The organism is Paenarthrobacter sp. YIM B13468, assembly GCF_042788025.1.
GTDB classification, from domain to species: domain Bacteria; phylum Actinomycetota; class Actinomycetes; order Actinomycetales; family Micrococcaceae; genus Arthrobacter; species Arthrobacter aromaticivorans.
This window is the reverse complement of record NZ_JBHZPI010000017.1, coordinates 63,947-86,360: the sequence shown is the minus strand read 5'-3', so window position 1 is coordinate 86,360 and position 22,414 is coordinate 63,947. Positions and strand designations below refer to the sequence as shown.

General features: G+C 61.0%; 19 protein-coding genes. 5 read left to right on the top strand and 14 right to left on the bottom strand.

The window, feature by feature from the left end:
• Positions 1 to 68: 68 nt before the first annotated feature.
• The 6 genes from ACFX4T_RS16520 to ACFX4T_RS16495 form a co-directional block, all read right to left on the bottom strand.
• Positions 69 to 272 carry a ubiquitin-like protein Pup gene (locus ACFX4T_RS16520; RefSeq protein WP_216925702.1) on the bottom strand — a complete coding sequence of 68 codons (204 nt, stop codon included), beginning with the start codon at positions 270 to 272 and terminating at the stop codon, positions 69 to 71.
• A 137-nt stretch (positions 273 to 409) separates the two neighbouring features.
• Positions 410 to 2,029, bottom strand: a complete 1,620-nt coding sequence (dop, locus tag ACFX4T_RS16515) for a depupylase/deamidase Dop (RefSeq protein WP_377652749.1) — start codon at positions 2,027 to 2,029, stop codon at positions 410 to 412.
• A 50-nt stretch (positions 2,030 to 2,079) separates the two neighbouring features.
• Positions 2,080 to 3,891 (bottom strand): proteasome ATPase, encoded by a 1,812-nt coding sequence (arc, locus tag ACFX4T_RS16510; RefSeq protein ID WP_216925704.1) that lies wholly within the window; start codon positions 3,889 to 3,891, stop codon positions 2,080 to 2,082.
• A gap of 96 nt (positions 3,892 to 3,987) precedes the next feature.
• Positions 3,988 to 5,076, bottom strand: coding sequence for a tRNA (adenine-N1)-methyltransferase (locus ACFX4T_RS16505; protein WP_377652678.1), 1,089 nt, complete (start codon positions 5,074 to 5,076; stop codon positions 3,988 to 3,990).
• Between the two features lie 109 nt (positions 5,077 to 5,185).
• On the bottom strand, positions 5,186 to 6,349 hold the full coding sequence (locus tag ACFX4T_RS16500; RefSeq protein WP_223945943.1) for a site-2 protease family protein: 1,164 nt from the start codon (positions 6,347 to 6,349) through the stop codon (positions 5,186 to 5,188).
• Positions 6,350 to 7,069 (bottom strand): HAD family hydrolase, encoded by a 720-nt coding sequence (locus ACFX4T_RS16495; protein ID WP_377652676.1) that lies wholly within the window; start codon positions 7,067 to 7,069, stop codon positions 6,350 to 6,352. It lies immediately after the preceding gene.
• Positions 7,070 to 7,191: 122 nt separating this feature from the next.
• Here ACFX4T_RS16495 and ACFX4T_RS16490 point away from each other — a divergent pair, with 122 nt between their 5' ends.
• Positions 7,192 to 8,097 carry a PAC2 family protein gene (locus tag ACFX4T_RS16490; RefSeq protein WP_377652674.1) on the top strand — a complete coding sequence of 302 codons (906 nt, stop codon included), beginning with the start codon at positions 7,192 to 7,194 and terminating at the stop codon, positions 8,095 to 8,097.
• Here the strand turns inward: ACFX4T_RS16490 and mshC are convergent.
• Complete coding sequence (gene mshC, locus ACFX4T_RS16485; protein WP_377652672.1) at positions 8,094 to 9,371, bottom strand: cysteine--1-D-myo-inosityl 2-amino-2-deoxy-alpha-D-glucopyranoside ligase; 1,278 nt, start codon at positions 9,369 to 9,371, stop codon at positions 8,094 to 8,096. The two genes, ACFX4T_RS16490 and mshC, sit on opposite strands and share 4 nt — an antisense overlap.
• Positions 9,372 to 9,386: 15 nt before the next feature.
• Positions 9,387 to 10,220, bottom strand: coding sequence for an undecaprenyl-diphosphate phosphatase (locus ACFX4T_RS16480; protein WP_216925709.1), 834 nt, complete (start codon positions 10,218 to 10,220; stop codon positions 9,387 to 9,389).
• Positions 10,221 to 10,271: 51 nt separating this feature from the next.
• On the opposite strand from ACFX4T_RS16480, the gene ACFX4T_RS16475 reads away from it, so the two are divergent.
• Positions 10,272 to 11,204 (top strand): aldo/keto reductase, encoded by a 933-nt coding sequence (locus ACFX4T_RS16475; protein ID WP_216925710.1) that lies wholly within the window; start codon positions 10,272 to 10,274, stop codon positions 11,202 to 11,204.
• Positions 11,205 to 11,216: 12 nt separating this feature from the next.
• Here the strand turns inward: ACFX4T_RS16475 and rfbA are convergent, their stop codons facing one another.
• Positions 11,217 to 12,083, bottom strand: coding sequence for a glucose-1-phosphate thymidylyltransferase RfbA (gene rfbA / locus ACFX4T_RS16470; protein ID WP_223945952.1), 867 nt, complete (start codon positions 12,081 to 12,083; stop codon positions 11,217 to 11,219).
• A 54-nt stretch (positions 12,084 to 12,137) separates the two neighbouring features.
• On the opposite strand from rfbA, the gene rfbB reads away from it, so the two are divergent.
• Together rfbB and ACFX4T_RS16460 are read left to right on the top strand one after the other, a co-directional pair.
• Positions 12,138 to 13,136 (top strand): dTDP-glucose 4,6-dehydratase, encoded by a 999-nt coding sequence (gene rfbB / locus ACFX4T_RS16465; protein ID WP_216925712.1) that lies wholly within the window; start codon positions 12,138 to 12,140, stop codon positions 13,134 to 13,136.
• A 3-nt stretch (positions 13,137 to 13,139) separates the two neighbouring features.
• Entirely contained in the window at positions 13,140 to 14,549 is a 1,410-nt protein-coding gene (locus ACFX4T_RS16460) for a bifunctional dTDP-4-dehydrorhamnose 3,5-epimerase family protein/NAD(P)-dependent oxidoreductase (RefSeq protein ID WP_223945953.1), read from the top strand.
• Here ACFX4T_RS16460 and ACFX4T_RS16455 read toward each other — a convergent pair.
• The gene (locus tag ACFX4T_RS16455; RefSeq protein WP_216925714.1) at positions 14,541 to 15,401 is read right to left on the bottom strand and encodes a glycosyltransferase; all 861 of its coding nucleotides are present in this window, start codon (positions 15,399 to 15,401) and stop codon (positions 14,541 to 14,543) included. The genes ACFX4T_RS16460 and ACFX4T_RS16455 overlap by 9 nt on opposite strands.
• Before the next feature lie 313 nt (positions 15,402 to 15,714).
• Between ACFX4T_RS16455 and ACFX4T_RS16450 the strand changes: the two genes are divergently transcribed.
• Positions 15,715 to 18,468: a WecB/TagA/CpsF family glycosyltransferase gene (locus ACFX4T_RS16450; RefSeq protein ID WP_377652670.1), complete on the top strand. Its 2,754-nt coding sequence runs from the start codon at positions 15,715 to 15,717 to the stop codon at positions 18,466 to 18,468.
• Between the two features lie 69 nt (positions 18,469 to 18,537).
• On the opposite strand, the gene ACFX4T_RS16445 is transcribed toward ACFX4T_RS16450, so the two are convergent.
• From ACFX4T_RS16445 to ACFX4T_RS16430, 4 genes are read right to left on the bottom strand one after another with little or no spacing between them, the layout of a single operon-like run.
• On the bottom strand, positions 18,538 to 19,698 hold the full coding sequence (locus ACFX4T_RS16445; RefSeq protein WP_377652669.1) for a glycosyltransferase family 4 protein: 1,161 nt from the start codon (positions 19,696 to 19,698) through the stop codon (positions 18,538 to 18,540).
• Positions 19,679 to 21,115, bottom strand: a complete 1,437-nt coding sequence (locus tag ACFX4T_RS16440) for an O-antigen ligase family protein (protein ID WP_377652668.1) — start codon at positions 21,113 to 21,115, stop codon at positions 19,679 to 19,681. The genes ACFX4T_RS16445 and ACFX4T_RS16440 overlap by 20 nt, the downstream gene beginning before the upstream one ends.
• The gene (locus ACFX4T_RS16435; RefSeq protein WP_223945961.1) at positions 21,096 to 21,782 is read right to left on the bottom strand and encodes a hypothetical protein; all 687 of its coding nucleotides are present in this window, start codon (positions 21,780 to 21,782) and stop codon (positions 21,096 to 21,098) included. Before ACFX4T_RS16435 ends, ACFX4T_RS16440 begins: the two co-directional genes overlap by 20 nt.
• A 2-nt stretch (positions 21,783 to 21,784) precedes the next feature.
• Positions 21,785 to 22,375 carry a hypothetical protein gene (locus ACFX4T_RS16430; RefSeq protein ID WP_223945963.1) on the bottom strand — a complete coding sequence of 197 codons (591 nt, stop codon included), beginning with the start codon at positions 22,373 to 22,375 and terminating at the stop codon, positions 21,785 to 21,787.
• Positions 22,376 to 22,414 lie beyond the last annotated feature (39 nt).

Below are 22,414 nucleotides of genomic sequence, written 5' to 3'. Positions count from 1 at the left end.
TCGACTCTGCATTCCGATGCCCGGCGGCCTCGCGCCGGCCGGGCAGTACATGGTTTGTCCGGGTCCGCTTACTGGCCGCCCTTTTGGACGAAGGCCCTGACGAACTCTTCAGCGTTGGATTCCAGGACGCCATCGATTTCATCGAGGAGATCGTCCACACCCTGCGTGGCGTCCGAGGCCTGGGCTTCGGGGGCTGCCGGTGGTGCCTCCGGGACGTCTACTTCGGTCTCGGTGTCCCGTGACTGCGGTTGCTGCTGCTCCTGAGCTGCCATTTCTTTCTCCCTACTGTCAGTCCCCGTTTGTGGGGACTTCCTACTGCCATATTGCCACGCCGTGGGCTGCTGCGCCCGGCTTTGCCGGGGCACCATTTTTCCTGTGCCTGAACGCCACAGTCCCGGGACTGAACGCGTCAGTCCTTGGGCGGCGGCGGCTTCTGGCCCAGCAATTCGGCCAGGAACGAGCCAGCCTCCTTATGCCGGTCAAAGAGGGCTCCTGTGAGCGCCCGGGTGCCCCGCAACGGCTCGCGCGTGGGAACACGCTGCAATTTCCCCAGTCCCGGAACATCGAAGATGACCGAGTCCCAACTGGCACCGACAACATCTTTGCCGAAGCTTGAGACGCACCGTCCGCGGAAATACGCGCGAGTATCCGACGGCGGTTCACCCACCGCCCTGGCGATGTCGGCGTCGTCGACGATCCGGATCATCCTGTCCCTGGACAGCATCCTGTAGTAGAGGCCCTTCTCCGGCCGGATATCGGACCATTGGAGATCCACCAGCCCGAGCCTGGCATCGTCCCAGCCAAGGCCGTCCCGGTTCCGGTACCCCTCAAGGAGGGACTTCTTGGCTACCCACTCCACGGATGACGCCGCAGCAGCGGGGTCGCTGCCCAGCAGTGACAGGGTTGACTCCCAGCGCTCAAGGACGCCACGCGTGTGCCCGTCGCCAGTGACGGAATCGGCAACTCCGGTCTCCTGCGCCAGCTTTGCGGCGGCTTCGTAGTACATCCACTGGATGTCCAGGGCTGTCACCCTGCGTCCGTCCAGCAGTCTTACGGTAGTGGCCAGGGTTGTGTCATGACTGATGGCCTGCAGCGCCTGAACGGGTTCATGGACTTCGATGCGGGGTGCCTGGCCAGCTTCAATGAGGCTGAGGACCATGGCCGTGGTGCCGAACTTCAGGTAGTTGGAAACCTGGCTGAGGTTCGCATCGCCGATAATGACGTGAAGCCGCCGGTACTTATCCGCCGTCGCGTGGGGCTCGTCCCGGGTGTTGATGATGGGGCGTCGGATAGTGGTTTCAAGTCCCACCTCAGCCTCGAAGAAGTCTGCCCGTTGGCTGATCTGGTAGCCAGCTGTGGAACTGTCCTGTCCGATCCCCACACGTCCGGCTCCGCAAATCACCTGCCGGGAAACGAAGAATGGCGTGAGCCCCCGGATGATGTCGCCAAAGGGAACTGAACGGGGCATGAGGTAGTTCTCGTGCGAACCATAGGACACCGATTTGTTGTCAGTGTTGTTCTTATAGAGATTGATCGGCGGAAGGCTGGTGTCTGCCGCCACTTTCCTCACCGTGGCAAGTGCGACGAGATCGCCGGCTGCGTCCCAGGCCACCGCATCCCGTGGATTGGTGACCTCGGGGCTTGAGTATTCCGGGTGTGCATGGTCCACGTAAAGGCGCGCGCCATTCCCGAGGACCATGTTCATCAGGAGCGAACCGGATTCGTCCTGACCGTCCAGTTCCAGTTCCTGGCGGCCATACGCCAACGCCACTGCCTCGGCGTCGAGCACTGGGGGCTGGTCAGTCAACTGGCTGGGATCGGCGGACGCCCGGTCAACGGTCCAACCGCGGGCATCGTGTAAAGGTTCTTCGTCTGTGTAGTCCCAACGCGTTTCCGCTCCCCCGGCGGCACGTTGGCGCGTGACCGTGGCATAGGCCTGGATGATCCGGGCGGACATCATGGTGGCGTTCGCCCCGGGCGCCGATGGCGCATGGATTCCGTACTCGGTTTCGGAACCCATGACGCGCATCGCGCCACCTACAGGCAACCTTTCCCCGGGCACACCCTCGGTTCTGGCCGTCACAGGTACTGACCCGTGTTGGCTGTGGTCTCGATGGATTTGCCAGGTTCCTGGCCGGCCTTGCCTTGCACGATCGTACGGATGTACGTGATCCGTTCACCCTTCTTCCCTGAGATTCTTGCCCAGTCGTCAGGGTTTGTGGTGTTGGGCATGTCCTCATGTTCCCGGAATTCATCCACCACTGCACGCAGCAGGTGATCGATCCTCAGACCCTTCTGATGGTTGGTCAGCAGGTCCTTGATGGCGTACTTCTTAGCCCTGTCCACGACGTTCTGAACCACGGCGCCGGAGTTGAAATCCTTGAAGTAAAGCATTTCCGTATCACCGTTGGCGTACGTGACTTCAAGGTATTCGTTCGACTTCTCGGTGGAGTACATTGCCTCCACCGTGCGCTGGATCATGGCGTCGACAGTGGCCTGGACGTCCCCACCGTACTCCGCCAGATCCTGTGCATGGAAGGGAAGGTCGGTGGTGATGTACTTGCCAAAGATATCTGCAGCGGCTTCGGCATCGGGTCGCTGGATCTTGACCTTTACGTCAAGGCGGCCCGGCCGGAGGATTGCGGGATCAATCATGTCCTCGCGGTTTGAGGCACCAATAACGATCACGTTGTCCAATCGCTCCACCCCATCAATCTCGCTGAGCAGCTGCGGGACGATGGTGGTTTCGACATCGGAAGATACGCCAGTTCCACGGGTGCGGAACAGTGAATCCATTTCATCGAAGAAGACCACCACGGGGCTGCCATCGGACGCTTTTTCCCGGGCACGGGAGAAGATCAGCCGAATGTGCCGTTCGGTTTCGCCGACGTACTTGTCCAGGAGCTCAGGGCCCTTGATATTGAGGAAGTAGCTCTTGAGGTCGGTGTTGCCTGCGCGCTCAGCGGCACGGGCTGCCAGGGAATTGGCCACCGCCTTTGCGATAAGGGTCTTGCCGCAACCTGGCGGACCGTAGAGGAGGATGCCTTTGGGCGCCTTGAGCCCGTGTTCCCGGTACAGGTCCGGATGCAGGAACGGGAGTTCTACAGCATCTCGGATCTGTTCAATCTGGGGACCAAGGCCGCCGATGTCCTGGTAGGTGATGTCCGGAACTTCTTCCAGGACAAGGTTCTCCACCTCAGCGCGCGGGACTTTCTCCAGTGCATAGCCGGTGCGCGAATCCAGGGATAGTGCGTCTCCTACCTTCAGGTGCACGTTTTGCAACGCCCCGGAAAGGCGGACTACGCGTTCCTCGTCCGCACGGCCAACAACCAACGCACGGTCTTTGCCCAGCAACTCCTTGAGCGTAACGAGTTCACCTGCCCGTTCGTAGCCAAGCCCGGCAACCACCAGCAGTGCCTCATTCAAGAGGACTTCCTGACCAACGGCGAGTTGGTTGACATTTACCAGCGGGCTGATGCCAACACGCATCTTGCGGCCTGCATTGAAAATGTCCACAGATTCCTCCGTGGCCGCCTGCCCGGAACTTCCCGGGGCCGGCTGCCTTCGGGGGTTGATCTGAACCACTGTTCCGAAGCTGTAGGGCGGTTGCCCTTCCTGCTCCAAAGCACCCTTCAAACGGAGGATCTCGCTCTTCGCCGTTTCAAGCATGCTGACGAGCTTGCTGTTGTTCTGGGTGGCGGCAGCAAGCTGGCGGTCGATGTGGCGAAGCTTGTCCCGAAGGATGTTGATCTGGCGTTCGGCCACGGTCAATTCACTGGATGGGTCGGGCGGCTGGATGGCGGCAAGCCTCCGGTTTGCTGCCTCTTCAGCAGCGGCGTTAGCTTCCTCCGGCGTCGGCCGTCCAATGTCGTTGTTGTTCGACGTATCCACGATTCATCAGCCCCTTCCTGCGCTTAAGAAGACCTTAGTCCCGAAAAGCTCAGGGTGCTGTGTGACATCCGGAATGCGGACCCTATTGTGACCTTTTCAGTTTGTGACCGGGGGGTCGTCCTGGACGTTGGTTCCGGCGATGGCATCACGTGCGGCGCGCCGGAGTTTCTTATCCGATACGGCACGCTCCCCTACTGCTCCCGGAGTCCAGGCGTTCAGGTCTTCCTCGCTGAATTCGGTCTTGGATGGGCGCCGTTTGACGGATATTCCAGTGACGCCGTCGGCGAGCCGCCTGGTGACAAGGAGGAATCCCGTATGGGCCACCATGCGGTGGTCCGGGCGCACTGCGAGTCCTTCAAGGTGCCAGCCGCGGACCATGGATTCCCAAGCATCAGGCTCGGTGAAGCGTCCGTCAGCCCTGATGGCCTCGGCCGTGCGGGAAAGTTGCGTCACCGTGGCCACGTAATTGATCCAGACGCCACCCGGGGCCAGAACCGTTGCCACTGCGTCAAGGCACTCCCAGGGAGCAAGCATGTCCAGCACTACACGGTCTACGGAGCCGGGCTCCTCGGTGCGGACCACTTCTTCCTGGAAGTCACCCAGGGAGATCTGCCAAGCGGGGTGCGGGCCACCGAAAATCGTCTCCACATTCCCCCGGGCGATATCCGCGAATTCTTCCCGACGCTCAAAGGAGTGGAGGTAGCCGCCGTCGCCTACTGCACGGAGCAAGGAAATGGACAGCGCACCGGAGCCCACGCCGGCTTCAACAACACGCGCACCGGGGAAGATATCTGCCATCGTGACAATCTGGCCGGCATCCTTCGGATAGACAACCGCCGCACCGCGAGGCATGGACAGCACGAAGTCCGAGAGGAGGGGACGCAGCGTTTGATACTGCTGGCCGATGTTATTGCTGACTACCGAACCATCAACCTTGCCGATTATTTCGTCGTGGTTCAGGAACCCGCGGTGGGTATGAAAAGCTCCCCCCACCTCAAGCGTGATGGTGTTCATCCGGCCACGCTCATCGGTGAGCTGCACCCGCTCGCCCACACGGAAAGGCCCACGGCGCCGGGCTGCCCCGGTTGGTTGCGTGGCAGAGTCAGTAGCTGGCTTGTCGATGCCGGTGTCCGCACCCGTGACAGTGCCTGCGCTTGTCTCAGCCGCGGCGGTTTCGCTGCTCATGTGGTGTTCCTCGCTCCTTGCGGCTGGGCCGCCATGTGTTGCTGCCGTATGGGCACCGAAATCTATGGTTTGTTCTACTGACCGGCACGTAACTCTACCGGCAAGGGGGTCAGGCGCGCCCGCTGCCCCGTGCTTCTTTACCTGTTATCGCTGTCACTACCGCCTGTTGGCGGAGCAACCCGGTCACGGTTCCGTTGTGGTCCACCACAGCGTATTCGCCACCCTCCAGCCGCGCCAGATACTGGATCAGCTCCTGGCCCTTGGACCATTCCGGGACGTAGGCGCCGGCAGCGAGGGCATGCGCTACGGCGGTGACCGGCGTCGTCGCTGTGGCTTCGGGAGGAACCGCGGCAACCGCGCCCGGGTCCACCACTCCCTGGGGTTTTCCGTCAGGACCGCAAATTACGACGGCGGGACTCCCGGCAGGTGATACCAGCAGGATGTCCGCCACAGTAGCCGCGTTCGGGAGGCCGACTGCGGGCTCCGCCAGCCCGGCCGCGCTCACCAGGTAAAGGCGGCTGCGGAGTTTTGCATGGTGGATTGAGCTCGATGCGCCCATCCACAGGAAACCGCAAACAAGGACGGTGATGAGCATGAGGCTGATGTCCAGGGGCGCTCCGCTGAGGAACGGCACTGCGATGAACCAAATGACAAGTGCGGCGACGATGACACGGCCTGACCATCCTGCCGCTATGGTTCCCTTGTCCTGGCTGCCTGTGGCCTTCCATACAGCCGACTCCACCAACCGGCCGCCATCCAAGGGCAAACCGGGAAGAACGTTGAAGATGCCAATGAGGAGGTTGGCCCACATCAGGATGTTTGCCAGGATTTCCGCGACGCCACCGAGGATGCCTGAAGTAAGGACAGCCCACATGCCTCCGGCCAGGATAAAGTTCGACACCGGTCCGGCAAGTGCGACGATGACTGAGCGTCCCGGAGATGCGGTGAAGCTTTCGAATTGGGTGTGCCCGCCCCACAGGTTCAGGACAATCTTTTCCGTCGGCCAGTTGAACGCTTTGGCGCTCAGCGCATGGGCAAGCTCGTGGACCAGGACGGAGAGAGCGAGCAGCAAGGCATAGCCGAGGGCAACGAAGTAGGCCCAAATGCCCAGGTTGGGCATTCGAACCAGCAGGGCAGGCCCATAGACGATCACAGTGAAACCCGCGATGACGAACCACGAGTACGCGAGGTACACGCGGATTCCCGCGATTCTCCCTAGTGGAATGCCGTCCTTCTTGGTAACAGCATGGTGTGGCGTGGAGGAGCTGCTCACCTAGTTTGCCCCTTCAAGCAGGTTTCCTGTCGCGAAGCGGTCGGCAACCAACTGGCTGACGTCTGCTGCGGACCGGCCTACCAAGGTTTCCCACATGACCATGCCGGGGTACCCGGGCAACGGAACTTGGTGCGGGATGCCCACAGTCAGTACGCCCGATGCCAAGGCAGCCGTAGCGCCCGGAATGGAATCTTCCAACGCAACACAGTGATCGATGGTCAGGGACGGGTCGTCGAGCCGAAGCCGTTCAACAGCCGTAAGGTAGGCCTCCGGATGCGGTTTGCCGTTGGTGACGGTGTCTCCGGTGACCAGGAATTCGAAGTAGGGCTTGCGGAGGCTTTCAACGATGACGCCGGCGAGCGGGCCCTCGGACATGGTGACGAGAGCACAGCGGATGCCTGCCTCGTGCAATTCGTCAAGCAACTCCCGTGCTCCCGGGCGCCAGGGAACTTCATTGCGGACGTGCGTGATCACCTGTGCGCTGAGGGTATCCACGATTTCCCGGGCTTCAAGGCGGACTCCTGCAGATTGGAGTACAGCGGCGGAGTGCAGCAGGGACTGGCCCACCAACTGCATGGCCTGCTGGTGTGACCATGTCCCACCATGGGCCTCCACGAGTGCGCGCTCGGCGGCGATCCAGTAGGGCTCAGTGTCCACGAGGGTGCCATCCATATCCCAGAGCACGGCTTTGAGGAGGGGCTGACTGGATGACGAAGGCATGGTTTCAAGTCTACGTGGAAGCCGGGGCGCTTCCGGCCGGGCTTGCGCTGTGGGCGAATACAGGACACGCTCCGGCGCGAAATGCCATGCATCCGCAAGGGACTTGGACGTAGGGTGAGTGGATGAACAGTGTGGACGGGACCCCCGAAGGACAGGACAACACCGCGGAGCCCGAGCGTTTCCTTAAGGAACCCGCGGAAGGCCAGCGCGTCACCGTAATGATCGCCGCGTTTGAAGGCTGGAACGACGCCGGTGAGGCTGCCAGCGATGCGCTGCACTATTTGAACAAGCTCTGGGACGGCAAGAAGGTTGCCACAGTGGACGCCGAGGAGTACTACGACTTCCAGTTCACCCGGCCCACCGTGCGGCGCACGTCCTCTGGTACGCGCAAAGTCAAATGGCCGTCAACCCGGATCTACAAAGCGTCAGTTCCGGACAGCAATGTGGACGCTGTGTTTGTTCTTGGCACCGAACCTTCATACCGTTGGCGCGCCTACACCACCGAACTCCTGGTCCATGCGGAGGCGCTGAAGGTGGACTCGGTCATTCTTGTGGGCGCGCTGCTGGCCGACGTTCCCCATAGCAGGCCTATTCCGGTAAGCACCACCACAGAAGACAGTTCCCTTCGGGAACGGTTGAACCTGGAGGCCTCCCAATACGAGGGGCCCGTGGGCATTGTGGGTGTGCTCGCCGAGTTTGCCATGCTGGCAGGGCTGCCAACGGTGTCATTGTGGGCAGCGGTCCCCCACTATGTTGCGCAACCGCCCTCGCCCAAAGCCCAACTTGCCATCCTTCACAAGATCGAGGACTTGCTCCAGGTTCCCTTGGACAGCCAGGCCCTGGCGGAAGAGTCCGAGGCTTGGGAACGCGGAGTGGACGAACTTGCCACCGAGGATCCTGAGATTGCCGCCTACGTGCGCCAGTTGGAGGAGGCCAAGGACACCGCAGACCTCCCGGAAGCATCCGGCGAATCGATTGCACGGGAATTCGAGCGGTATCTGAAGCGGCGCGGTAAGGACCGGCCCTAAAGCTCCACGCCGAGCAGCGCGTCTACAGCATCGCCCATAAGTGCGGCGTCCATCCCGGACACCGGGGCGTTGTTCCGCAATGCCTCCTCAGCCCAGCGATCGACGGCGGCAATGGCTCCGGGAGCGTTGAGGTCATTGGCCATTTCCAGGCGCATGGCCTCGACGAGTGCTGCGGCCGAACCGGCAGGGGCGGCGTCGCGGGCAGTGCGCCACCGGGCGAGCCGATCCTTTGCTGCCCCGAAGTCCGCCTCGGTCCAGGACCAATCAGAGCGGTAGTGGTGCGCGAGGATGGCAAGGCGGATGGCTGCTGGTTCTTCTCCGGCAGCCCGGAGCTTGGAGACCAGAACCAGGTTGCCCTTTGACTTGCTCATCTTTTCCCCATCAAGGCCTACCATGCCAGCGTGGGCATAGTGCCGGGCAAGTGGAACGCCCGCCAGTGAGTACGCATGTCCAGCTCCCATTTCGTGGTGCGGGAACACGAGGTCGGAGCCGCCGCCCTGCACGGTGAAAGGTGCGGGCAGGTACTTCTGCGCGATAACCGTACACTCGATGTGCCAACCGGGACGGCCATCGCCGAGAGTGGCCCCCGGCCAGCTGGGTTCGCCTTCACGCGCTACCCGCCAGAGCAAGGGATCGAGCGCTTGGCGTTTGCCGGCCCTGTCCGGATCGCCGCCACGCTCTGCAAAGAGGGCAAGCATTTCCGCTTCGCCGAGGCCTGAAACGTCGCCCAGGGTCCATGCATCCGTGGCGTCGGATCGTTTGCCGGCCATTTCGACGTCGTAGTAGACATCGCCGTCGGGCTCACCATCTGTGCCTAGGACGCGATAGGCCACGCCGTCGGCAATCAGCCGCTCGATGGCGGGCACAATATCCGGAATGGCTTCCACCGCGCCGATGTAGTGATTTGGAGCAAGGACGTTGAGGGCGACCATATCCGTCTGGAACAGGTCAATCTGGCTCTGCGCCAGCTCACGCCAGTCCACGCCGGTGGCGGTGGCGCGCTCAAGCAGCGGGTCATCGATATCCGTAACGTTCTGGACGTAGGCCACCCGGATTCCGGCATCGCGCCAGGCCCTGTTGAGGAGGTCGAAGGCCACATAGCTGGCGGCGTGGCCCATGTGCGTGGCGTCGTACGGCGTAATGCCGCAGACGTACATCGATTGTTCCGGCTGCTGCTCTATCTCCACGACACGGCCGAGGGCGGTGTCGAAGAGGCGTAGTTGCGGCATTGTGCCGGGCAGCTCAGGAACAGGGCGGGAAGTCCACGATTTCACGACTCAACCTTAGTGCTAGGCGCTGATCACATTGAAACCGAGCAGGACATACAAGGCCAGGCCAAGGAGGATGCGGTACCAGACAAAGAGCCTGTAGCTGCGTGTGGAGACGAACTTAAGGAACCACCCAATGATCACGTAGCCCACCACGAAGGCGATGACTGTGGCCAGGGCCGTCTCCGGGAGGCCGAAGGGACCGGCCAGGCCCTCCTTGGAAACCGTTTTGTAGAGCTGGTAGAGGCCGCTGCCGAAAACCGCCGGAATGGCGAGTAGGAACGAGTAGCGGGCCGCTGCTTCACGCGTGTACCCCATCAGCAGGCCGGCGGTAATGGTTCCGCCTGACCGCGAAACACCGGGAATCAGGGCCATCGCCTGGGCAAGGCCATACAGAATGCCGTGTTTGTAGCTGAGCTGTGTGAGATCACGTTCCTGGCGGCCTACGGCATCGGCGACTGCCAGGATCATGCCGAAGACAATGAGCATGGTGGCGACAATCCACATGCTCCGCAGGACCGATTCGATCTGGTCCTGGAACAACAAGCCGAGCACGATGATGGGAAGGCTGCCCAGGATCACCAACCATCCCATTCGGGCGTCAGGATCGTTTCGTGGCACTTTTCCGCCCAGGGACCTGAACCAGGCTCCAATGATCCGCACAATGTCGCGCCAGAAATAGACGATGACCGCCGTTTCCGTACCCAGTTGGGTAATGGCCGTGAAGGCGGCACCGGGATCGGCTGCATTCGGCAGGAATGAGCCCACGATCCGCAGGTGTGCGCTTGAGGAGATCGGGAGGAATTCGGTGAGGCCCTGCACCAGGCCCAGCAAGGCTGCTTCTATCCAGTTCACGTGAATAGACCCTACGTCATGAAGACTGGTAACTCCCCGTAAGCTATCAGCATGCAGCAGCGTTATGTCGGGAACAGCGGGTTCCGTGTCTCCTCTTTGTCCCTCGGAACAATGTCCTGGGCGCAGGAGACGGATGAGCAGGACGCTGCGGAGTTGCTCCACGCTTTCGTGGACGCAGGTGGCACCGTCATCGACACCGCTGCATCGTATGCCCAAGGCCAGGCTGAGGCGATGTTGGGCTCCATGTTGGGTGACGTCGTGGCTCGCTCCGAAGTCGTGATATCTACCAAAGCCGGTGTCTCGGCGTCGGAATCCAGGCGCAGCATCAACGCATCACGCGGTGCCCTGTTGTCAGCGTTGGACGCCAGCCTGGCAAGGCTTGGAACCGATTACCTCGATATCTGGTTCGTTCATGAGTGGGACCCGAATGTTCCCTTGGACGAGACTCTGTCAGCGTTGGAGCTCGCGCAGAGGACGGGACGTGCCCGATACGTGGGAATTTCCAATTACAACGGTTGGCAGACAGCCAAAGCGGCGGCAGTGGCTGGTTTCACGCTGGTAGCCAACCAATCCGAATATTCCCTGGTGCAGCGAAAGCCGGAGGAAGAGCTCATTCCTGCCGTGGAGGATGCCGGGCTCGGCCTGATGGCCTGGGCGCCCCTGGGCCGTGGTGTGTTGAGCGGAAAGTACCGGGGCCAGATTCCCGCGGATTCACGTGCTGCGCAGAGCAGGCTCGCTGCGTATGTTGAGACGTACCTTGAACCCAAGGCATCACGGGTAGTGGAGGCCGTCGCCATGGCGGCGCGGGGTTTGGGACGATCGCCGGTGGACGTATCGCTGAGTTGGTTGCTTTCGCGTCCCGGCGTTGCCACGGCGATAGTGGGAGCCCGGAACGCCGTCCAGCTCAAGGAACTGCTGGATGCCCAGTTGACGGTTCTCCCGGCCGAAATTTCGCGCGCTCTGGAGGATGTCTCGGCGGTATAGCCTTAGAGGTCCTTACTGGCGGTCGAGGATGTCCAACAGGTAGCTGCCGTAGCCGCTCTTGGCGAGCTTGGACGCCTGTTGGCGGAGTTCGTCGTCGTTCAGGTATCCCATTCGCCAGGCCACCTCTTCAGGCGCTCCGATCTTCAGGCCCTGCCGGTTCTCGGTGGTGCGGACATAGTTCGATGCATCGTTGAGGTCGCTGAATGTTCCCGTATCCAGCCAGGCGGTGCCGCGGGGGAATTTCTGCACATGGAGCCTTCCGAGCTCCATGTACTGCCGGTTGATGTCCGTGATCTCCAGCTCCCCTCGAGGGGAAGGTTTGAGGTTTTTTGCCATGGCGACAACGTCATTGTCGTAGAAATACAGGCCCGGGACCGCGTAGTTGCTCTTTGGGGACGCTGGCTTTTCCTCGATGGATACGGCAAGACCATCGTCATCGAATTCCACGACGCCGTAAGCACTTGGGTCCTTGACCCAGTAACCAAAGATCGCGCCGCCTTCAACGTCGGCGTACTTGCGGAATTGGTTGCCCATCCCCGGACCGTTGAAGATGTTGTCCCCCAGGATGAGCGCTACTTTGCCGCTGCCAATGTGCTGCTCCCCCAGGATGAATGCCTGGGCCAATCCATCAGGCGTGGGTTGTTGTGCATAGCTGAGGTTTATGCCGAATTGGGATCCGTCGCCCAGTAAGTTCTCGAACTGGGGCGCATCCGTGGGTGTAGTAATCACCAGAATGTCCCGAATGCCGGCAAGCATCAGCGTGCAAAGCGGGTAATAAATCATGGGTTTGTCGAATACGGGGACTAATTGCTTGCTGATTCCAAGCGTTATTGGGTGAAGCCGGGAGCCCGTGCCGCCTGCAAGAACGATGCCGCGCATATTAGCTGTCCCTTCCCGCTGCACATAGCCGCAATTGACGGCTACGCTATGGCCATGCAGAGAATCCTTGTCACCGGCGGGGCCGGATTCATTGGATGCAACTTTATCCACTACATCATGGAGCACACAGGCCTCCATGTCACGGCCCTGGACAAACTCACCTATGCCGGAAACATCGAGTCCCTCGCCGGTCTGCCTCCTGAACGTTTCGAATTCGTCCAGGGCGATATCTGCGATGCCCCACTGGTAGACCGCATGACAGCAGGCGTTGACGCCGTGGTGCATTTTGCGGCCGAATCCCACAACGACAATTCGCTGCAGGATCCCCGGCCGTTCGTGGACACGAACCTCGTCGGCACGTTCACGCTCATTGAAGCGGCGCGGAAGCACAGTACCCGCTTCCACCACATATCCACAGATGAGGTGTATGGGGATTTGGCCCTGGAAGATCCGCAGCGGTTCACCGAGTCGTCGGTCTATCGGCCCACCAGCCCCTACTCGGCAACCAAAGCCGGTTCAGACATGTTGGTGCGGGCCTGGGTCCGTTCCTTCGGCCTCCAAGCGACCATCAGCAACTGCTCCAACAACTATGGGCCCTACCAGCACGTGGAAAAGTTCATTCCACGACAGATCACCAACATCCTGGATGGCAACCGTCCCCGCCTCTACGGCAACGGCCACAATGTGCGGGACTGGATCCATGTGGAGGACCACTCCTCGGCTGTGGCGGCAATCCTGGAGCGTGGGCGGATTGGTGAAACGTACCTGATCGGTGCTGACGGTGAGCAGTCCAACCGGGTCGTCGTGGAGAAGCTTCTTCGACAGATGGGACAGTCCCCTGAAGCCTATGACCTGGTGACTGACAGGCCCGGTCACGATCTTCGATACGCGATCGATTCCAGCAAGCTTCGAAAGGAACTTGGTTGGGTCCCCCGGTTTGCAGACTTCGACGCCGGATTGGCTGACACCGTGCGCTGGTACCAGGACAACGAAGCTTGGTGGCGGCCGCAAAAAGCTGCGACCGAAACCAAGTATGCGGGTCAAGGCCACTAACCAATGGAACCCACTGAATTGACAGCCCGTAGCACCCCCATCCCTGGGTTGGTGCTTTTCGAGCTGCCGGTCCACGGTGACCACCGGGGATGGTTCAAGGAGAACTGGCACCGTAGCAAGATGATGGCTTTGGGCCTGCCGGATTTTGGGCCGGTGCAGAACAACATCTCCTTCAATGCCCTCCGTGGAACAACGCGCGGTATCCACGCCGAACCATGGGACAAGTTTGTTTCGCTCGCATCGGGGCGGATTTTTGGTGCATGGGTGGACCTGCGGGATGGGCCAACCTTCGGAACGATGTTCCATGCCGAGCTGACGGCCAAGGACGCTATCTTCGTTCCGCGCGGTGTGGGCAATGCTTTTCAAACCCTGGAGGACGACACTGCCTACACCTACTTGGTCAACGACCATTGGAGCGCCGGCGCCCAAGCCGAATATACGTTCCTGAACGTTGGCGACGAAAACGTCGCCGTCCCGTGGCCCATACCCTTGGAGCGGGCCATCCTGTCAGCGCAGGACCGCAACCATCCGAGGCTGGCAACAGTCACACCCATGCAATCCAGGCGGACATTGGTACTCGGCGCGGACGGACAATTGGGGAAGGCGCTCAGACAGGAGTTCGACGGCGACCCCACAGTCGACTTTGCGGGACGAGCCCAGTTCGATATCTCCGCAGAGAATTCCTATCTCGCCACCGATTGGCGCAAGTACTCCACCATCATCAACGCCGCCGCCTTCACAGCAGTCGACGCCGCGGAGACAGCGGAAGGCCGCACTGCTGCCTGGAGCATTAACGCAGCTGCAGTGTCCCGCCTGGCCAGGACCGCCGTCGAACATTCACTGACGCTTGTCCATGTGTCCAGCGACTATGTGTTCGACGGCACGGCCGCCGTGCACCGGGAGGACGAGGCACCCGCTCCCCTGGGTGTCTACGGGCAAAGCAAAGCCGCCGGAGACGCTGCCGTTGCTGCGGTGCCGCGGCACTACATTGTGCGGAGCAGTTGGGTAGTGGGCGAGGGCCGCAACTTCGTCCGCACCATGGCTGGCCTGGCGGCGAAAGGCGTTGCGCCCACGGTGGTGGGTGACCAATGGGGGCGGCTGACATTTGCCTCTGATATTGCCGCAGGCATCAGGCACCTGATTACCCAACAGGCACCTTACGGAACGTACAACCTCACCAACGACGGCGAGCCGCAGTCCTGGGCGGACATTGCACAGGATGTCTATCGACTCTGCGGTGCGGATCCAGGGAAAATCACCACCATCAGCACCTCCGAATACGCAAAACCCGGGACGGCGCCGCGCCCAGGCAGCAGCATCCTGGACCTTTCGAAAATAAAGGAAGCGGGCTTCATTCCGTCCATGTCGCATGCCCGCTTGGAAGCATATCTGCGTTCCGGAACGTCACTTTGAGACGAAGCTTCCCGCTTTCCGCGCCACGAGGGTCCTGGTCAAGTCCCTCAGCCGCGATGGCTTTCGGAGCAGGCGCAGGAAAATCCTCCAGGCGCCCAGCACCCTGTCCACGCTGCGGCTGAACAGTCGATCATCCACCTCGAGGGAAACAGAAAAGTGTGGGGCAATGCGTTGGGCACTCGTTCGCAGGCCTACGACCTCGTTGAGGACGTTGCCGCCGTGGATCACCTGCAACCACATCGGGTGTGCGGTGCGCACGTTCAGGACAGGGGCATATGCATCGATCCGGTAATGATGTTCAACGAACACGGTGGCGGGACGATGGTTCGCAACCCGCTCTATCAAGCTCGAAAATGGATTCATCGTGTAGGGGCGGACGTAAAGTTTCCGCCCGGCATACTGCGCACCATTCACTAGATTAACGAAGGTTTTGTCCTGTTCGGCGAAACAGTTCTGAATTGTCTCAATGAAGTCGTTTGCTACTGCGTCGTCGTTGTCGACCCGTGTGGTGATGACGTAGGGAGTGACACTAAGTTGGCCAATTGTCCGGCTAAGGAATTCCTGCGAGAAGGCACCCTCAACGTAAACAGCCCGAAAGAGGCCTTGGGATAGTTTGTCTATTTCCTGCCGCAACCACAATGGTGACAGGGAGTCAAGGAAAACCAGCCAAGTAAACCGGGCCTCGGTTTGATTCCGGAAGCAAGGGATGCAGTACATTTCAAATAGTTGAAGGCGCTCGCGAAGCCATTCGTCCGTGGGCTCTGCCTTGTGATAAAAGCTGCGGACGTTGAAGCGTGTCAGAACAAAATGCGTTGCCGAGCCCCGCGAACAATCTGTGATCTCGCTGCCCATGTCCGTCCTCTACGTGGTCAGAGTTGGTCCCTTCGGTGTCGACATAACGCATCCTCTCCCGGCAGGGGCCGGCAGGCAATACCCTGCGACCGCGGACCTTCCCATGAGTCAAACGCGCGCACTGGTGCACGCAGGCAAATCGTCCTAAAGTAGCCCTACGGCAGCCTCGAAACAGTAGGGCCGGGAGACAACTCAAGGAAGTAAGTTCGGGCGGCACCCGCCGTCCGGCATCGGCGATCCGGGAAGTGCAGCAACTTGGATCGCCGGCACATTTTTTGTGCCGTGAGTTGGATCGTCGAGCCTGGAGCCGAGAATGCTGCACCAAGAGACTGCGCCCTCCCGGGTGGCCACCCACCACATTTCTACCCGGCTTCGCCCTGGGGACGCCAGAGGGCATGGTTCCCGACCGCCAACAGTTTCACCAGCAGGGCAGGGTCTGTGGGTGAGCTTGGGCGGAGTTCCCGTCAAGCTCTTGGAGTTTGATGGCGCCCTGCGGGAAATTATGGACCGGGCAACTTCGGTTGGCGCGTCACCTCTTGGCGTTTGTTCTGCGAACCTGGACCATATCCTGCACTTTGGGGCCGGAAGCAGGTGGATGGGTGCCATGGCGGAGCACGCGTCCGTGGAGTGGCTGACGCTGTTGGACGGAGCCCCCTTGGTAGCCGAGGCCCGTCGTCTTACGGATCAACCGTGGCCGCGATTGGCGGGAAGCGATCTTGTGGAGCCCCTGCTGGACGAAGCCGAACGCCGCGGCCTGAGCGTGGGATTCCTTGGTGGCACGGAGCAGGCCCAGGAACTTATCCGCAGCAGGTTCGCAGCGGAGCGTCCGGATTTGGCGATCGCAGGCTGGTGGGCCCCGGAGAGGTCCGTGATCAGCGATGAGCAGGCTTCGCTGGAACTTGCCGCGCAGATATCGGCCACTGCTCCGGACATCCTGGTGGTGGGCATGGGCAAGCCTCGCCAGGAATTGTGGGTGAGCAAGTATGGTCGGCTCACGGGTGCCAAGATCCTGCTGGCGTTCGGTGCTGTTGTCGATTTCCTGGCTGGCCGAATCCGGCGTGCCCCATCTTGGATCAGTTCCCACGGGTTTGAGTGGGCTTGGCGACTCATGCTGGAGCCGCGCAGGCTTGCCCGCCGGTACCTGGTGGATGGGCCCGAGGCATACCTGAAGTTGCGTCAAGTCAGCGCTGCGGAAGTGCCTCCTACCGCACTGCCCGCGGGCCGGAAGCCAGAGGATTCAATAATTGCCCCTGCCCCGATCAACAACCAGGCGCCGCAGCCCTTCCTCCCGGCTGAGGCGAGGGCAGAGGTGGCAGCCATAGTTGTTACCTACAACAACGCCGACGACGTCGGGCCCCTGATTTCGAGCCTGAGGGCTATGACGGGCGAGCAAACCATGAAGGTAGTGGTGGCGGACAATTCTCCTGACGATCGCACCATGATAGAGCTGGGGAAGCATTCGGATGTCATCTCTTTGCGGACGGGCGGAAATCTCGGCTACGCGGGTGGCATTAACGCGGCGATGCGCGTGGCGGGCCCCGCCGACGCCTACCTCATCTTGAATCCGGACCTACGGGTGGAGCCGGGCGCAGTAGCAGCATTGCGCCGAAGAATGAGGCTGTCCCACGCTGGGGCCGTTGTGCCGGTCCTGCTGGAAAATGATGGCAGTGTTTATCGCTCGCTGCGCCGCGAGCCGAGCGTGATGCGGGCCCTGGGGGATGCCGCACTGGGCAGCCATCTGCGCCGTCGGCCCGCCTGGCTCTCGGAAATGGACTTCGACGTGGAGGGCTACCAATACGCTCACCGCATCGAATGGGCCACAGGCGCGGCCCTCCTGATAAGCGACGAGGCAGCCCAGGCCGTTGGGGAATGGGACGAGCAATTCTTCTTGTATTCGGAAGAGACAGATTATTGCCATCGACTCCGTGAAGCAGGGAAGTCAATCTGGTTCGAGCCCACAGCAAGGATGTGGCATGAAGGCGGGGGGTCAGGTACCTCGCCTCAACTGACGGCACTTCTGTCCGTGAATCGTGTTCGCTATGCAGCCAAACATCTCGGGCGGAGCAGGGCTCTGTTCTTCCGGGCGGCCGTGTGCGCCGCTGAGATAGCACGCATAAACAAACCTGGCCACCGGGAAGCAGCGCGGGCCCTTTTGAGGAAGCAGCTATGGCAGACGTTGCCTCATGCCACCCGATCCCCTGGTCTTTCGAAAGGCCTTCCAACCGGAGCCGTCATCATCCCGGCGCACAATGAGGAAAAAGTGATTGGCCGGACATTGGATTCTTTGAAGGACGTCATAGGTACCGGATCTGTAGATGTCATCGTGGCGTGCAATGGCTGCACCGATGATACGGAATCCATTGCCTCGCAGTATCGCGGCGTTAAGGTCCTGCATGTCAAGGAAGCGTCAAAGACAGCAGCACTGAACGCCGCGGACGATGCCACGGAACTGTGGCCGCGCCTATACCTGGATGCCGATGTAGAGCTCAACTCCGAGGCCCTGCACGCCGTTTTCAAGGCCCTGGAGGCCGGGCCCCTTCTGGCTGCACGGCCAGCCTTCCGCTACGACACCAGCGGAGCCTCCGTATTGGTCAGGGCCTATTACAGGGCCCGGAACCGGATTCCTGGAAACGCTCAAGGACTGTGGGGCGCCGGAGTCTACGCAATGAACGCGCATGGACATGAACGGCTCGGAGAATTTCCCGCTCTGACCGGCGACGACTACTACGTGGACCGTTTGTTCCAGCCGGCCGAAAAAGCTGTTCTGGCGACCGACCCTGTGGTTGTCCGGACCCCGCGCTCATCCAGGGCGTTGCTCGCGATTCTTCGGCGCACATACCGCGGAAACCAACAGCAAGGACCCACACGGGGCCCTCTGTCGACGTCATCCGGCGCAGCCACCTCTACGGCGCGGACTTTGCAGGAGCTGGCCGTTTCAGTACGCGGGCCGGTCAGTGCATGCGATGCGCTCGTATACGCTGCTTTCGCCGTTATTGGCCGGTGTGGAGCATTCTTTACGGGGAGAGCGAGCTCTTCCTGGGAACGCGATGAGAGCAGCAGGCAGTAGACCCACTGTGGGCGGACCCGGGCAGGTGGGCTTGCCTTGCAAGCTCGGGCTAGTTCCGGGCGGGCCGGGCTAGTTCCGGACCGACCCCAGCGTTACGCCGCTCCTCCGGGACCAAAAGCTTCTTCTGCTTGGCCGCGCCGACAACTCGAGCACATTGCTCCTGACGTGATCTATGAAGTCTTCCAGACGATGGTTTTGCTCCACGTAGGCGCGACCACGACGCCCCATTTCCTCCGCGGCTTCCGGGTCGGCGAGGAAAGACTCTATGCGACTCCTGAGTGCCGGGGAATCTTTTGTTGGCACGAAAACTCCGGTGTCGCCGTCACGGATAACGTCCACCTGACCCTGGGTTTCCGAGACAATGACAGGTCTTCCCATGGCCATGCCCTCCAGAATGACGTTCACGCCTGCGTCAATGTCGGTGGGCAGCAGCGGGACAACCACCACCTTGGCGGCGGCATAGGCGTCCCGCAGCTCAACGGACGTGAGGGGTCGGACCTGGCAGTTCTCTGGCCAGCCCGGTTCATCACGAACGTCCCGCGTGATGATTTTGTATCCGTCAAGGGCAACCACCAGCGAGGCGGCAATATGAACGGGCGCGTCCAATCCCCGGACTGCGTCTGCGAAGGTTGGAAAGTCCCGTTGGGTTGAGCCTGCTGAAAAGATAATTTCACGCTCGGAATCGACTGGTTTGAAGAATTCCAGATCTACGGGATGGCGAACGAGGACTACGTCGTCGGGCCTGAACCCAATCTGTTCAATCGCCACGGTCCGTTGGATCGAGCTCCATGTCACGATTCTGTCAATACCGGTCCGGACAACCCTCAGAGGCCATCGAACTGCCGGTTTTGAAAGCCAGAACATCATGGCTAAATGCGGAGTCCTGATACGGAGGACGGCGAAGAGTGCCGCAACGGCAACTGAATGCCGTTCCGACCACGTAATAATCACATCGTAGGAGCCGCTGAGCCGCGCGGCTTCGAAGGCCTGGGCGGCAAAGGCCGGTAGACGCTTATAGATGTGTGCCCGGAGGCCCTCCGTGTGTTGAATGGTGTTTTCATCGAGGACATCGCAGTGCAGGGTTTCTTCAAACAGGAGACTGCGGGGCTCTGCGCCAGAGGACTCCAGGCGTTGTCGGTCAGCCCGCTCCACTGTCGAGCGTCCCCTGGTCTTGACGAGGAGGATTCTCGGCGCACCAACACGGAAGGCCTCATCTGTTCGAACCATCATCAACTCCGTCTCGATACGGGTGCAGCCATCCAAATCCAGGGGTCTTCCCGATGGTTGGCGCGGCCAGCTTTCCTGCGGGAAGGCCTCCTCGTTCTTCCTGCACGATGCGCCACAAGGCGCCCGCGACTCCAAGCATGAGGAACAACATCGCGGCGGCCATGGGAAAAGAGAGCCCGTCGAAGAACGCAAAGGTGACAGCTACGGCTGCCAGGGACGCAAGGACTGCTTGGCTCAATTGGCGCATGTCGTTGTCCACCGCCAGATGCCGCGCGCGCCAAGCACACGTAAGCCCACTGACGATCAGGGCCAGGAACATGGCCAGTCCCAGGACTCCGAGTTCCACAAGCAGTCCCAAATACTGGTTGTCGACGATGACGTACTCGGGCAGGAACGTTCCGAAGGCCCGCCCAATGACGGGGTTGTTTTCCAACATCCCCAAAGCAGTTGAGTACCCATTTGTCCTGGAAGTAATGCTTGTGTCATCGCCCCCCACCGTGAACAGTCCTCGAAGCGTGCCAAGCAGTCCAGGAGTGAGGATATAGATGGCGCCCACGAGGCCTATCGAGGCCACATATGCACGACGCCGCATTGACTTCGACCAAGCAGGGATGAGGATTACGAAGGCGATGGCGACCGCGATCAATGCAGAACGGGAGACGGACAAGACGGAAGCAACGGCGATAGCCATGACCGGTAGCCACCGGAGCAGCCAATTCCTGGTGGTCTGCGTCAGTGCCAAGGTCAAAGCAATGGGAAATGAGGTCGAAAGTACAACTCCGTACTCGAGCGGGTGGGACGCCATGGCGGCGGCCCGAACAAATCCGCCCCTTACGTCGATGTTGGAGAAGTCGGGGCTGGATGACATACCCGGGATGGTGATCCAGTCGATGAGCGACGCTCCGGTAACAAACTGGAGAAGTCCAAGGACTGCGGTGAACGTCCCCATCATGACAACACTGCGCATGATGATAATCAGTCCACGTCGATTCTTGAGCCCATCGTGGATCAGGAGGAGAATCCCGGCCCAGGCAAGCAAACGAATGAGTCCTCCATCTGCAGGACTGGATTCCTTATCGGGCAGGCCGTGGAGCATCGCCACGGCGTAACTGGCTATCGCAACAGCCAAAAAGAGGGCAAGGGCGAGACGGACGGGGCGGCGACCCACAGCCTCCGGCGTGGTCCTGTGCACCTGGTACAGCACCCACCATACGAGTGCCAAGAGGGCCCACAACGTAGTCAATCGTCCTACCGTGCCCAAGGCCGATATCGTCAGGTTGGAAGGAACGGCACACGTGAGCACCAGATATACGGTGACGAATGTGGCGACATCCGAGCGCTCGCGCTGCGGCTCCATTTGGGCCGCAGCCTGGACCACAGTTCCTTCACGGGGGTGCCAACTATTTGCTGAGTCCCGCATATCTACTGACCTCCCCTCGACGTACCCCACGGCGTCGGGCGACCTGGCGTTCAACAGTGGCGGCCACGGCCATGGCGGCAGCGCAAGCGAGGGCGAGCCAGGCGCTGGCACCCTTGACGCGGTCCGTCGGCGTACCGCCGCCGAAGATGATCTCGGGGCTTGACGGCGTGGTCACCGTGGTTATCAGGGCGCCATGAACGTCCGTTTCCTCCTGCAGTGCCGTGGACTCCTCCTGGATTCGCTTAATGACCGCGGACAGTACTTCGTTCACCCGCTCCGCGCTTGAGTCCACCACCTGAACCGCAAGTACCGGCCTGGAATAGCTCTTGGTCCACTGACCTCCAGTGTTGGGCAGCGTCACGGAATACCCGTGCTTGACCCCCGCTCCATAGAGGGTGCCCCGGGACAGGACCAAATTGACTGAGTCGGAGTTGTCGTTGACCCGCCGCTCCACCAAAGCGGCGAAGGGGACAAGCGAGGCCACATCTCCCCCTGGTACCCAGTAGGCAGGTTCTCCATTAGGTGCAACGAAGGAGACTTCTGCTTGCGTCCAATACACGGGATCCAGGGACCGGATAGCCCCCAATCCTGCGAAGCCAATCAGCAGAACAGCGACGGCGGCATACCACCTCCTTCGCAGGACCTGGAGCAGCGTCTTGGGCGTCATGGCTATGAGGGCCTGCGGGAAAGCGGCAAGGTGACCGGGACGTCGTCGTGCGCTGGTTCCGGCGCTGGCGCTGTAGCCGGCACAGTATGGTTGGTTTCCTCCGGAATCCGGGAACCCTTTTCCCTGCGGCGGCGGGCATTGCGTGACTTAAGCAGGCTGTCCAACAGAACGGTAAGCACCAAGGTCAGCCCTACTCCCCCGGCTGCCGCCACGAGGAGGACCTGGGTCCTTGCCTTGGATTCGGGTGTTGCCCGGCTGTCGACCAGAAGGGTCATGGTTGAAATCCGTGACTCCTCTGGAACGTTCAACGCGCCCTGCATGTTTTCCAGCACGAGTGGGGCTTGGTCCATGACCGCGCGCATGGTACCCAAGGACTCATCCGGGTTCGGTGACGTGGCCGTGATGAGAAGAATAGCGCCGCTCGTGCCTCGATCGGTCTCGGCCGTATAGCTTGCGTTGGCGAATTCGTCCGCGATCTTGCCACGGATGTCTTCGGCCGAGAGCCGGCGCGTAAGGATGTCCAGCGCCTCACCCATCCCGCCCAGATTCAGGTACGGATTACCGTCGACGCCAACGCTATGCGCTGATGGCATGATCACCAGGCTGGCTTGGGCTTTGAATTTCTCGGGGGT

Bases quoted from the DNA above. Each gene is read 5' to 3' on its own strand.
- rfbB (WP_216925712.1), top strand. From the start codon at position 12,138: ATGCAGAGAATCCTTGTCACCGGCGGGGCCGGATTCATTGGATGCAAC.
- ACFX4T_RS16440 (WP_377652668.1), bottom strand. From the start codon at position 21,115: ATGCGGGACTCAGCAAATAGTTGGCACCCCCGTGAAGGAACTGTGGTC.
- ACFX4T_RS16455 (WP_216925714.1), bottom strand. From the start codon at position 15,401: ATGGGCAGCGAGATCACAGATTGTTCGCGGGGCTCGGCAACGCATTTT.
- ACFX4T_RS16460 (WP_223945953.1), top strand. From the start codon at position 13,140: ATGGAACCCACTGAATTGACAGCCCGTAGCACCCCCATCCCTGGGTTG.
- dop (WP_377652749.1), bottom strand. From the start codon at position 2,029: ATGCGCGTCATGGGTTCCGAAACCGAGTACGGAATCCATGCGCCATCG.
- ACFX4T_RS16430 (WP_223945963.1), bottom strand. From the start codon at position 22,375: ATGCCATCAGCGCATAGCGTTGGCGTCGACGGTAATCCGTACCTGAAT.
- ACFX4T_RS16490 (WP_377652674.1), top strand. From the start codon at position 7,192: ATGAACAGTGTGGACGGGACCCCCGAAGGACAGGACAACACCGCGGAG.
- rfbA (WP_223945952.1), bottom strand. From the start codon at position 12,083: ATGCGCGGCATCGTTCTTGCAGGCGGCACGGGCTCCCGGCTTCACCCA.
- ACFX4T_RS16445 (WP_377652669.1), bottom strand. From the start codon at position 19,698: ATGATGGTTCGAACAGATGAGGCCTTCCGTGTTGGTGCGCCGAGAATC.
- ACFX4T_RS16435 (WP_223945961.1), bottom strand. From the start codon at position 21,782: ATGACGCCCAAGACGCTGCTCCAGGTCCTGCGAAGGAGGTGGTATGCC.
- ACFX4T_RS16505 (WP_377652678.1), bottom strand. From the start codon at position 5,076: ATGAGCAGCGAAACCGCCGCGGCTGAGACAAGCGCAGGCACTGTCACG.
- ACFX4T_RS16475 (WP_216925710.1), top strand. From the start codon at position 10,272: ATGCAGCAGCGTTATGTCGGGAACAGCGGGTTCCGTGTCTCCTCTTTG.
- ACFX4T_RS16450 (WP_377652670.1), top strand. From the start codon at position 15,715: ATGCTGCACCAAGAGACTGCGCCCTCCCGGGTGGCCACCCACCACATT.
- ACFX4T_RS16495 (WP_377652676.1), bottom strand. From the start codon at position 7,069: ATGCCTTCGTCATCCAGTCAGCCCCTCCTCAAAGCCGTGCTCTGGGAT.
- ACFX4T_RS16520 (WP_216925702.1), bottom strand. From the start codon at position 272: ATGGCAGCTCAGGAGCAGCAGCAACCGCAGTCACGGGACACCGAGACC.